This window comes from Mycobacterium yunnanensis, from assembly GCF_025823185.1.
GTDB classification, from domain to species: domain Bacteria; phylum Actinomycetota; class Actinomycetes; order Mycobacteriales; family Mycobacteriaceae; genus Mycobacterium; species Mycobacterium yunnanensis.
In genome coordinates this window covers 36,500-48,095 of record NZ_JACKVK010000013.1, presented here as the reverse complement: position 1 = coordinate 48,095, position 11,596 = coordinate 36,500, and the positions used below count along the sequence as shown (strand labels likewise).

General features: G+C 70.4%; 10 protein-coding genes. 5 read left to right on the top strand and 5 right to left on the bottom strand.

The window, feature by feature from the left end; genetic code table 11:
• Positions 1-16: 16 nt before the first annotated feature.
• A complete protein-coding gene (locus tag H7K45_RS23890; RefSeq protein ID WP_263998536.1) occupies positions 17-433 on the bottom strand; it encodes a F420-dependent biliverdin reductase in 417 nt (138 codons plus the stop codon).
• Positions 434-468: 35 nt separating this feature from the next.
• Here H7K45_RS23890 and dprE2 point away from each other — a divergent pair, with 35 nt between their 5' ends.
• From dprE2 to H7K45_RS23870, 4 genes are read left to right on the top strand one after another with little or no spacing between them, the layout of a single operon-like run.
• Positions 469-1,221: a decaprenylphospho-beta-D-erythro-pentofuranosid-2-ulose 2-reductase gene (gene dprE2 / locus H7K45_RS23885; protein ID WP_263998535.1), complete on the top strand. Its 753-nt coding sequence runs from the start codon at positions 469-471 to the stop codon at positions 1,219-1,221.
• Positions 1,218-2,402, top strand: a complete 1,185-nt coding sequence (gene cbiE, locus H7K45_RS23880) for a precorrin-6y C5,15-methyltransferase (decarboxylating) subunit CbiE (RefSeq protein ID WP_263998534.1) — start codon at positions 1,218-1,220, stop codon at positions 2,400-2,402. Before dprE2 ends, cbiE begins: the two co-directional genes overlap by 4 nt.
• Entirely contained in the window at positions 2,399-3,154 is a 756-nt protein-coding gene (gene cobM / locus H7K45_RS23875) for a precorrin-4 C(11)-methyltransferase (RefSeq protein WP_263998533.1), read from the top strand. The genes cbiE and cobM overlap by 4 nt, the downstream gene beginning before the upstream one ends.
• A complete protein-coding gene (locus H7K45_RS23870; protein ID WP_263998532.1) occupies positions 3,154-3,876 on the top strand; it encodes a cobalt-precorrin-6A reductase in 723 nt (240 codons plus the stop codon). The genes cobM and H7K45_RS23870 overlap by 1 nt, the downstream gene beginning before the upstream one ends.
• On the opposite strand, the gene H7K45_RS23865 is transcribed toward H7K45_RS23870, so the two are convergent.
• The 4 genes from H7K45_RS23865 to H7K45_RS23850 are packed head-to-tail and all read right to left on the bottom strand — an operon-like array spanning position 3,863 to position 7,675.
• Complete coding sequence (locus H7K45_RS23865) at positions 3,863-4,942, bottom strand: phosphotransferase family protein (protein WP_263998531.1); 1,080 nt, start codon at positions 4,940-4,942, stop codon at positions 3,863-3,865. The genes H7K45_RS23870 and H7K45_RS23865 overlap by 14 nt on opposite strands.
• 44 nt (positions 4,943-4,986) lie before the next feature.
• Complete coding sequence (locus H7K45_RS23860) at positions 4,987-5,613, bottom strand: precorrin-8X methylmutase (RefSeq protein WP_263998530.1); 627 nt, start codon at positions 5,611-5,613, stop codon at positions 4,987-4,989.
• 9 nt (positions 5,614-5,622) lie between these two features.
• On the bottom strand, positions 5,623-6,732 hold the full coding sequence (gene cobG, locus H7K45_RS23855) for a precorrin-3B synthase (protein WP_263998529.1): 1,110 nt from the start codon (positions 6,730-6,732) through the stop codon (positions 5,623-5,625).
• 4 nt (positions 6,733-6,736) lie between these two features.
• Positions 6,737-7,675 carry a TauD/TfdA dioxygenase family protein gene (locus tag H7K45_RS23850; protein ID WP_263998528.1) on the bottom strand — a complete coding sequence of 313 codons (939 nt, stop codon included), beginning with the start codon at positions 7,673-7,675 and terminating at the stop codon, positions 6,737-6,739.
• 313 nt (positions 7,676-7,988) lie between these two features.
• Here H7K45_RS23850 and cobN point away from each other — a divergent pair, with 313 nt between their 5' ends.
• The gene (gene cobN, locus H7K45_RS23845; RefSeq protein ID WP_263998527.1) at positions 7,989-11,594 is read left to right on the top strand and encodes a cobaltochelatase subunit CobN; all 3,606 of its coding nucleotides are present in this window, start codon (positions 7,989-7,991) and stop codon (positions 11,592-11,594) included.
• Positions 11,595-11,596 lie beyond the last annotated feature (2 nt).

Sequence of the window (11,596 nt, the reverse complement as noted above, 5' to 3'; positions counted from 1 at the left end):
GGCAACGACATACCCGTCAGTCGTCGTGCCCGCGATCCAGCAATTCAGACGATCCGAGCACCCGCTCGATCCGGACCTCGATGACCACCCGCCGGGGGTTGACCCGCGGTGTCCGGTAGCGCTGGGCGTAGCGAAGCTCGGCGTCGCGCACGGCCTCCGGTTCGGCGCTCACCGTCGAGCTACCCTCCAGCGACAGCCACCGCGCGCCGTCCACCTGGCTGAGCACGGCCACCCCACGCTGATCGGCGTTCACGGCCTTTTGCGAGCCACCCGTGGTGATGACCCGGGCGATGTGAGTCTTGGGGTCGAAGGTGAATCCGACGGCCACCACGTGGGGGGAATTGTCCGATCGCAAGGTGGTCAGCATGGCGAGATGTCGTTCGGTCAGGAACGCCAACGCGTCGTTCGTCAGTCGGGTAGTCGCCTTCGCCATCGGTGTCCAACCTAGCGCAGGACATAATCGCTCCCATGGAGGACACGGCGGACAACCGCCTGGTAGTCGTTTTCGGCGGACGCAGCGAGATCGGGATCGAGCTCGCGACCAGACTCGCGCCCGGTGCGACGGTGGTGTTGGCGGCTCGCGGCAGCGACCGGCTCTCCGATGAAGTCGCGGCCGTCGCGGCGGCCGGGGCGGTGGCGGTCCACGTCCGGGAATTCGACGCCGACGCCCTCGATTCGCACGCCCCCCTCGTCGACTCCCTGGTCGCCGAATTCGGCCCCATCGCCACCGCGGTGGTCGCCTTCGGGATCCTCGGTGACCAAGCCCGCGCCGAACGCGACCCGGCACACGCCGCCGCGATCGTGCACACCGACTACACCGCACAGGTCAGTCTTCTGACGACGTTGGCGGCGACCATGAAGTCCGCGGGGACCGGCGCGATCGTGGTGTTCTCGTCGGTGGCCGGCGTCCGTCCTCGGCGAGCCAATTACGTGTACGGCTCGGCGAAGTCGGGTCTCGACGCATTCGCCCGCGGCTTGGCCGACGCCCTGCACGGCTCTGGGGTCCGGCTGCTGCTGGTGCGCCCCGGCTTCGTCGTCGGACGGATGACCGAGGGTATGTCTCCCGCGCCCCTGTCGAGCACTCCCGCGCAGGTGGCTGCCGCGGCGGCGGAGGCACTCGCCAAGGGGCGCAGCGAGATCTGGGTGCCGCGGTCGCTGGCCGCGCTCGTCGTGGCCTTCCGGCTGATGCCGCGGGCCCTGTGGCGGAGGTTGCCCCGATGATCGTCGTCGTGGGGATAGGGGCCGACGGAATGTCCGGGCTGTCCACCGCATCCCGCACCGAACTGTCAAGGGCCACGGTCGTTTACGGGTCGCCGCGACAACTGGACCTGCTCGACGACTCCGTCTCGGCGCGCAGGCGGGCGTGGCCGACCCCGCTGCTGCCGGCCCTGCGCGCCCTGCTCGACGACGCCTACGAGGGTCACGACGTGCACGTGGTCGCCAGCGGTGACCCGCTGCTCCACGGCATCGGAAACACCCTCATCCGCATGTACGGCTCCGAACGAGTGGCCGTCCTGCCGCACGTGTCCTCGGTGACGCTGGCGTGCGCCCGGGTCGGCTGGGCGGTGCAGGACACCGAGATCATCAGCCTCGTCACCGCACCCGCGCATACCGCCGTGCGGCGAGGAGGGCAGGCGGTGGTGTTGTCGCGCGACGCCGACAGTCCCGCCGCGCTGGCGCGGTTGCTCGCCGAGACCGGCCGGGGCGACTCCGAACTGACGGTTCTCGAGCAACTCGGGGGGCCCCTGGAACGTCGCCGCTCGGCTACCGCCCGGGAGTGGGCCGGCCGCCCGCCGCAGGACGTCGACAAGCTCAACGTGATGGCGGTTCGGTACCTGCCCGACGAGCGGGTCGCCCATGCGCTGCCCGACGACGTGTTCGCCCATGACGGTCAAATCACCAAGCAGTCGGTGCGGGCGGTCACCCTCGCGGCGCTGGGTCCCCGCCCCGGGGAGGTGCTGTGGGACGTCGGCTCCGGTTCGGGGAGCATCGCCGTCGAGTGGTGCCGCAGCGCATCCGGTTGTGCTGCGGTCGCCTTCGAGCGCGACGCCGCCCGCCGGGCCCGCGTCGAGCGCAACGCGGTGGCCTTTGGTGTCGCGGTCGACGTGCGCGGCGCGGCACCGGCCCACTTCGACGGTGCCCCCGAGCCCTCGGCGGTCTTCGTCGGCGGCGGTCTCACCCAGCCCGGGGTCCTCGAAGGGTGCTTCGACCACCTGCCGGTGGGTGGCCGCCTCGTCGCCAACGTCGTCACCGTGGAGTCCGAAGCCGTGGTCTCGCAATGGTATTCGCGCCTGGGCGGCACGCTGCGCCGCTTTCAGCATTATCACGGTGAGCCCGTGGGCGGCTTCACCGGATTCCGCCCGGCCATGCCGGTGACCCAGTGGGTGGTGAGCAAGCCGTGACCGTGTACTTCATCGGCGCCGGACCGGGTGCGGCCGACCTGATCACCGTCCGCGGCGAACGGCTGCTGAAGCGGTGTCCGGTATGCCTCTACGCGGGTTCGATCATGCCCGACGACCTGCTGGCACTGTGCCCGCCGGACGCCAAGGTGGTCGACACCGGCCCGCTCACGCTCGAGCAGATCGTCACCGAGCTCACCGACGCGCACGCCGCCGGCTTGGACGTCGCGCGGCTGCACTCCGGGGACCCCTCGATCTACAGCGCCCTGGCCGAACAGTGCCGCCGCCTCGACGCGGCGGGCGTCGACTACGAGGTGGTGCCGGGGGTGCCCGCCTTCGCTGCCGCGGCGGCAGCCCTCGGTCGCGAGCTGACCGTGCCCGGTGTCGCGCAGACCGTCACCCTGACCCGGGTCGCGACGCTGTCGACGGCGATGCCCGAGGGGGAGGATCTGCAGACGCTGTCGGCGCCCGGCGCCACGTTGGTCCTCCACCTCGCGGCTGCCCAGGTCGACGCCATCGTGCCCGATCTGCTCGCCGGTGGTTACGGGCCCGAAACACCCTGTGCCGTGGTGGCATTCGCGTCCTGGCCACAGGAGCAGGTGCTGCGCTGCACTCTGGGTGAGCTGGCCGAACGGGTGCACTCCGCCGGGATCACGCGCACGGCCGTCATCGTCGTCGGCGACGTGTTGGCCGCCGACGGTTTCTCCGACAGCTACCTGTACTCGTCGGGGCGGCGCCGCGGAAGCCGGCATTGATGCGGGTGCTCCTACTCGGCGGCACCGCCGAGGCACGGGCGCTGGCGGCCGAACTGACCCCTGACGTCGAGGTGATCAGTTCGCTCGCCGGGCGGGTCCCGAATCCGGCGCTGCCGGTGGGCGAGGTCAGGGTCGGCGGCTTCGGGGGAGTCGACGGGTTGCGGCAGTGGCTCCGCGAGCAGCGTGTCACCGCCGTCGTCGACGCCACGCATCCGTTCGCCGCGCGCATCACCGCCAACGCCGCGCGGGCGTGCCGCGAGGAACGTCTGCCGCACGTCGTGCTGGCCCGACCCGCGTGGCCACCGGGTGAGGCGATCCAGGTTGGCTCCGACGTAGAGGCCGCCGAGGTCGTGGCCCGCAGCGGCTTGCGACGGGTCTTCCTGACCACCGGGCGCTCCGGTAGCGCCGCGTTCGCCGACGTCGACGCGTGGTTCCTGATTCGTGCGGTCACACCGCCCGATGACGTCGAGTTGCCGCCGCGACACCAGCTGCTGCTCTCCCGTGGCCCGTACCACTACGACGACGAGCGAAGGTTGCTGTCCGACAACGGGATCGACGCCCTGGTGACCAAGAACAGCGGCGGCGACATGACGCGGGACAAGGTGGACGCCGCCGCCGACCTCGGAATCCCGGTGATCATGGTGCAGCGGCCCCCACTACCCCCGGACGTACGGGTCGTCGCGACCGTCGACGACGCCGCGGCGTGGGTCAGAGCGCTCTGACCGCGTCCAGACTGCCGAGCTCGCGGATGGCCTGGCAGCCGCGTTGCATCATCACCAGCATCATGTCGTCACCGCGCTCGGTGGACACCGAGAACGCGCAGCCCAGCACCGACAGGAACGGCACCTGCACCATGCCGACGCGGTAGTCCTCCCAGCACGTGTCGAGACCGTAGTCGCCGACGCCGTAGCCGGACAGCTCCGCGAAGTAGGCGGCCACCAGGTCGTGCTCGACGACCGCACGGAGCTCAGGTGCGAGGCTGGTCCCGGTGAAGTACGCCAGGTCGCGGGCAGGCAGCCCGACGCCCAGCGTCTGCCAGTCCACCACGGTGACGTGACGGCGGTCGGGGGTGTAGAGGAGGTTGTCGAGGCGGTAGTCGCCGTGCATCAACGCGAAGCGGTCCTGGGTGCCCGTCAGCCACGGCCCGACGAGCGACATCGCCTCGGTGATCGTGTCGCAGTCCTCGGCCGTCATCCGGGACCCCAACCGGTCGAGTGTCATCTGAGCCGCCAGCACGGCGACCTCGCCGAGGCCCCGCATGGCGTCCTCGGTGGCCGCGGACATCACCAGACCCTCGAAGGCGGGCCACCGTGGATCGCACCACGTGGGGCCGTGCAGACCGGCCAGGGCGCGGACGGCCAGCCGTGCCTCCTCCGCCCCGCACCCGGCGATCTGGTCACCCTGTACCGCAGGGGCCATGTCGGCCAGCACCAGCACGAAATCGCCTCCGTCGGAGGAGATCTCGCAGTGGAAGTGCCGGGGGATGGGGACCCGGACGACGTCGGCGACCTCGGTGTAGAAGGCGTACTCGGACCGGTATCCGAGGGCGACGCGCTCACGGACGGCGTCGTCCTGGGACGAGAGCTTGATCGCGAAGGTGCCGGGCAGCGACGGCTGGTCGGTCGCGTACTGCACCGCGAGCCGGTAGGTGGCCCCGGTCTGACCGGTGCCGATGGCTGTGACGTCGACGGATCGGACGTCGGTGGCGAGCACGGATTCGACCCACCGTGGTGTCACGTCGGCCGGACTGCGGGGGATGACGACGGCCGGTGGAATGGGCCCACTCATGAGGCCGAACGTAACCGGCCCAGTAGACACTTGTCCAGTGTTGTCTACTCGCGCTCGGTGGCCACCGCGTTGACGGCGGCCGCGGCCATCGCGCTGCCGCCGCGCCGACCCGTCACGACGAGGTAGTCCATCCCGCGGGGGCGCTCGACCAGCTCGTCCTTCGACTGCGCGGATCCCACGAAGCCGACCGGGCCGCCCAGGACCGCCGCGGGTACGGGCGCGCCCTCGTCGATGAGTTCGAGAAGACGGAACAGGGCGGTCGGCGCGTTGCCGATCGCGACCACGGCCCCACCGAGCCGGTCGGCCCACAGGTCGACACCGGCCGCGGAGCGCGTGTTGCCCATGGTCGCGGCGAGGCCGGCCGCCCGCGGATCGGCGACCAGCGAGACGATCTCGTTGTCGGCGGGCAACCGTGACCGGGTGATGCCCGCGGCGACCATCGAGGAGTCGCACAGCACCGGTGCCCCGCCCGCCAGAGCGCGGTGGGCGGCGTCGACGACGCCGGGGCTGAACGCGACGTGCTGGGCGACGTCGACCTGACCGCAGGTGTGGATCAGCCGGACCACCACGCGTGACACGTCGTCGGGAAACCGTGCCAGATCGGCTTCGTCGCGAATCATCGCGAACGACTGGCGGTAGATCTCGGCGGCGTCGCGGGTGTAGTCGAGCACCCGATCACCCTACGGGCGGCGCGGTTCGTACCCGTCCGCGGTGGCGACGAGGACCTCCCCGGTCGAGGGGCTTCCGCAGGCACGCTCGCATCCCACGAAGTGCCGGTGCACACCGGCGGTCCCGTCGGCGACGGCCGCTGCGGCGTCGCGCCGCACGTCGGCCGCGGAGTGCGCACACCCCGGGCTGCCGGTGCAGGAGCTGACGTCGAGCCACGGTGACTGCTCGTCGAAGACCAGGCCCAGTGGGGCGAGCACCCGCAGGGCGGTGTCGGCGATCTCCTCGTCGAGGTCGAACACCAGCACCGACCGCCATGGCGTGATCACCAGTGGGGAGCCGACCGCCGCGAGGTACTCCGCGACCCTGGTCCGCAGAACGCCGAGGGGCACGGCGGCGCCGAGGGTGACCCGGCCGTCGTCCTGCTGAAGCCAACCGACTGGCGGACGGGTGACGGGGGGCCAGGTGGCACCCGGTTCGGCAGAGGGGGACAACCCCTCGAGCAGCGGGGCGACGTCGTCGAGTTCGGCCGTCCGCCAGGCAGTTCCGCGCACCGCGGCGAACCGCCGAGCCACCTCGACCAGCAGCGGCACGCCGTCACGGGTACGTACGCCGGTGTCGACCCCCGCCACCACCAGGGCTGCGGTGTCGTCGTCGACGAAGTGCAGGCCCACGTCGGCGCCAAGTCCGGACACGTCACCGCGACCGTCGTCGAGGGCGAACATGAACCGGCCCGGCAGGCCGGCCAAGGCGCCGTCGGCTTGGATCGCCTCGTCGAGGGCGCCGACGAGGCCCCGCACGTCCGCGACGCCGCCCCGGCGACCTGTCAGCGGTGACGCGACGACGTTGCGCACGCGCTCGTGGGTGGGTGACGGCAACAGGCCGGCCTCGGCGATCGCCGCGGCCAGCGCGTCGGCGTCGGTGATGCCACGGATCTGCACGTTGCCGCGCGAGGTCAGTTCCATTGCCGGGGAACCGAACCGGGCCGCGGCCAGCGCCAGCGCCTCGAGCTGTGGCGCCTCGATCATGCCGCCGGGGAGTCGAACCCTGGCCAGGGCGCCGTCGGCAGCCTGATGAACGGCGAGCGCACCGGGGCACGCGTCGTCGTTGCGAGTTCTGGCCATCCCCCTACGGTACGGCGACCAGACGCGGCGGCGCCACGACCTCCGAGTAGTGCGACGCGTCGCCCGTGATCACGCGGCTGGGCGTGCCGTTGACGTCGACCGGGACGTCACCGGCCAGGGTGACCCGGCTCAGGCGACGGTACTGGTCGTCGTAGTCGGACACCGCGTAGTGCTGCGTCTGACGGTTGTCCCAGATGGCCAGGTCGCCCGGGCTCCAATTCCACCGAATCGTGTTCTCCAGCTTGGTCACCCGGGCCTGCAGCAGTTGCAGCAGGGCCGCCGACTCGTTGGTGCCGAACCCGACGAAGCGTTTGACGAAGTGCCCGAGCAGCAGCACCCGCCGTCCCGTCTCGGGGTGGACGCGCACCACGGGATGCTCGGTCTCGAAGCGCTCGGAGACGAACTCCTCGCGGTACTCCCGGGTGGTCCTGGCGTTCTCGTCGTCGACGGCGGTGGTCTCCGCGAAGTCCTTGACGTAGTCGTAGTCGTTGGTGTGGATCGCCCACAGGTTCTCGGCAAGGGCGGCCAGCGGTGGCGGCAGCTGCTCGTAGGCCGCCCGGGTCGACGCCCACGCCGTGGTGCCGCCGTAGGAGGGCAGGGTGATGGCCCGCAGCAGCGACGCCTTGGGAATCCGGTCGACGAAGGTGACGTCGGTGTGCCAGGAGTTCGCCTTGTCGTAGCGCGAGTCGATGGGCAGCACGTCGGCTCCACGCGAGGTCACCGTGGGGTGCGCGATGGTGGGCGTGCCCAGCGCCCTGGCGACGTCGAGTTGGCTTTCGTCGTCGAGGTGGTGCTGGTCGCGGAAGAAGATCACCTGGTGTTCGAGCAGGGCGGCGTTGATCGCTTCGACGGTCGACGCCGACAGGTCGCCGGTCAGTCGAACGCCGTCGACGCGGGCGCCGATGTTCGCGCCGAGCTTGACGATCACGGGGGAGTTGGCCATGAACTGATTGGCTCACGAATGGCCGTTCCTGGCCACCCTTCGGCTACCGACGATTCGAAGGGCCGTTGTGACTCGCGTCACGTTTACGAGTGGCCTGTACCGTCCCGCACCAAACCCACTCTTGCGGTACCGCCGGTACTACCTTCAGGTCAACGCAACGGCTCGACGCAGGAGGAACGGCAATGGTGGGACTAGTGGCATTCGCGGCAGTGGTGGGCGTATTGGCGGTCATGCTGGGACGCCCGTACCAACAATCGTGGTACGGCCGCTGGGGAAACTCCGACCGGTAACCACGATGCGGTACGAATGGTAGGTGCACCAGCCCACCGTTCTCCTGCTGTCCACGTCGGATACCGACTTGATGACGGCGCGCGCCAGCGGTGCGCAGTACCGCTGGATGAACCCCAGCCGCTTGGTCGACGGTGAACTCGACACTCTGCTCGACGGCGTCGACGTCGCCGTCATCCGGATCCTCGGCGGCTACCGCAGCTGGCAGGACGGCATCGACGCCGTGGTCGCCAAGGGCATCCCCACGATCGTGATCAGCGGCGAACAATCTCCTGACGCCGACCTGATGAGCCATTCCACGGTGCCCGCGGGCGTCGCCCTGCAGACCCACGTATACCTGGCCCAGGGCGGTGTCGCGAATCTCCAACAGCTACACGCCTTTCTGAGCGACACCCTGCTGATGACGGGATTGGGCTTCGCCCCGCCGGAGGCCACCCCCACGTGGGGGGTGCTGGAGTGCCCGGCGGGCCACGTCGCCTCCAACGACGGCCCCCGCGTGGCGGTCCTCTTCTACCGGGCCCAGCATCTGGCCGGCAACACGGCCTACGTCGGGGCGCTGTGTCACGCGATCGACGCCGCCGGCGGCCAACCCGTGCCCATCTACGCGGCCTCGCTGCGCACGCCCGAACCCGAACTGCTCGAACTCCTGAGCACCGTCGACGCCCTCGTGACGACCGTGCTGGCCGCCGGCGGAGCCGTCCCGGCGACGGTGACCGCAGGAGGCGCCGACGACACGTGGAACGTCGCGCACCTGGCCGCACTGAACATCCCCATCCTGCAGGGGCTGTGCCTGACGTCGTCGCGGACGCAGTGGAGCGAGAACGACGACGGCATGAGTCCGCTCGACGTGGCCACCCAGGTGGCCGTGCCGGAATTCGACGGTCGCATCATCACGGTTCCCTTCTCGTTCAAGGAGATCGACGACGAGGGTCTGATCTCCTACGTCGCCGACCCGGAGCGGTGTGCGCGGGTGGCTGGTCTCGCGGTGCGGCAGGCCCGGCTGCGACGCATCGCGCCTGCCGACAAGCGGGTGGCGCTGGTGTTCTCGGCCTACCCGACCAAGCACGCGCGCATCGGCAACGCCGTCGGCCTCGACACCCCGGCCAGCGCCGTCGGCCTGCTGCGCGCGATGCGCGACGCCGGCTACGACATCGGGGACGTGCCCGGCGTCGACGCCCAGGATGGCGATGCGCTCATCCACGCCCTGATCGAACGCGGCGGCCAAGATCCCGACTGGTTGACCGAGGAACAACTGGCCCGCAACCCGATCAGGGTGTCGGCCAAGGACTATCGGGCGTGGTTCGCCACGCTGCCCGCCGGGCTGGCCGACGCCGTCGTCGAACACTGGGGTCCGCCGCCCGGCGACTTGTTCGTCGACCGCACCCACGATCCCGACGGCGAGATAGTCATCGCCGCAATGCAATCCGGCAACGTCGTGATCATGGTGCAGCCCCCGCGCGGTTTCGGCGCCAATCCGGTGGCGATCTACCACGACCCCGACCTACCGCCCAGCCACCACTACTTGGCGGCCTACCGGTGGCTCGACGGGCAATTTGGAAACGGCTGCTCCGGTCATTTCAAGGCCGACGCCGTGGTCCACCTCGGCAAGCATGGAAACCTGGAGTGGTTGCCAGGCAAGACACTTGGCATGTCGTCGACGTGCGGCACCGATGCGGCGCTGGGTGACCTTCCGCTGATCTACCCCTTCCTGGTCAACGATCCGGGAGAGGGCACCCAGGCCAAGCGCCGGGCCCACGCGGTGCTCGTCGACCACCTCATCCCGCCGATGGCCCGCGCGGAGAGCTACGGCGACATCGCCCGTCTCGAGCAACTGCTCGACGAACACTCCAACATCGCCACGCTGGATCCCGGAAAGCTGCCCGCCATCCGCCAGCAGATCTGGACCCTGATGCGGGCGGCGAAGATGGACCACGATCTCGGCCTGGAGGACCGCCCAGACGAGGACGTCTTCGACGACATGCTGCTGCACGTCGACGGGTGGCTCTGCGAGATCAAGGACGTCCAGATCCGCGACGGTCTGCACGTGCTCGGCCAGGCCCCCGTGGGGGAGGCCGAGCTGGACCTGGTGCTGGCGATCCTGCGCGCCCGCCAGCTCTTCGGTGGCGAACACACCGTGCCGGGGCTGCGTCAGGCGCTCGGCCTGGCCGAGGACGGCACCGACGTCAGGGGTGCCGTCGACGTCGCCGAGCAACGTGCCCGCGAACTGGTCGCCGCGCTGGCCGACGCCGACTGGGACGTCGAGGCCGTCGACCGCATCGCCGAGACCCCGGAGGTGGCGAGCGTCCTGCGCTTCGCGGCCGGTGAGGTGGTCCCGCGGCTGCGGGAGACCAACCACGAGATCGACCAGATCCTGCACGCGCTCGACGGGGGCTTCATCCCCGCCGGCCCGTCGGGCTCGCCGCTGCGCGGCCTGGTCAACGTGCTGCCCACCGGGCGCAACTTCTACTCCGTCGACCCCAAGGCCGTGCCGTCGCGACTGGCGTGGGAAACCGGTATGGCGCTGGCAGATTCGCTGGTAGAGCGCTATCTCGCCGACAAGGGCGAGTATCCGCGCTCGGTCGGTCTGTCGGTGTGGGGCACCTCGGCGATGCGCACCTCCGGTGACGACGTCGCCGAAGTCCTGGCGCTGATCGGCGTGCGACCGGTGTGGGACGACGCGTCACGCCGGGTGGTCGACCTCGAGCCCGTCGACCTCGACGAACTCGGGCGGCCCCGCATCGACGTGACGGTCCGCATCTCGGGTTTCTTCCGCGACGCCTTCCCGCACGTCGTCACCATGATCGACGACGCCGTGCGCCTGGTCGCCGAACTCGACGAGAGCGACGAGCAGAACTACGTCAAGGCCCACACCAGCGTCGACCTCGCCGACCACGGCGACCAGCGCCGAGCCACGACCCGCATCTTCGGCTCCAAGCCGGGGACCTACGGCGCGGGTTTGCTGCAGCTCATCGACAGCCGCAACTGGCGCGACGACGCCGACCTCGCCGAGGTCTACACCGCATGGGGTGGCTTCGCCTACGGTCGCGGCCTCGACGGCGCCGCCGCCAGCGACGACATGAACCGCCAGTACCGCAGGATCGCGGTGGCGGCGAAGAACATCGACACCCGTGAGCACGACATCGCCGACTCCGACGACTACTTCCAGTACCACGGTGGCATGGTCGCGACCGTCCGCGCGCTGACGGGCCAGGACCCCGAAGCCTACGTGGGGGACAACACCCGGCCCGAGGCCGTGCGCACCCGCACGCTGTCGGAGGAGACCACCCGCGTGTTCCGCGCGCGCGTGGTCAACCCGCGCTGGATGTCGGCGATGCGTCGGCACGGCTACAAGGGCGCCTTCGAGATGGCCGCGACCGTGGACTACCTGTTCGGGTACGACGCGACCGCGGGCGTGATGGCCGACTGGATGTACGAGCGCCTCGCCGGGGAGTACGTGCTCGACGAGGAGAACCGCAAGTTCATGAACGAGTCCAACCCCTGGGCGCTGCACGGCATGGCCGAGCGACTGCTGGAGGCCGCCGGGCGTGGCATGTGGGCTCAGCCCGAGTCGGCCACCCTGGACGGGCTGCGTCAGGTGCTGCTCGAGACCGAAGGCGACCTGGAGGGTTAGAT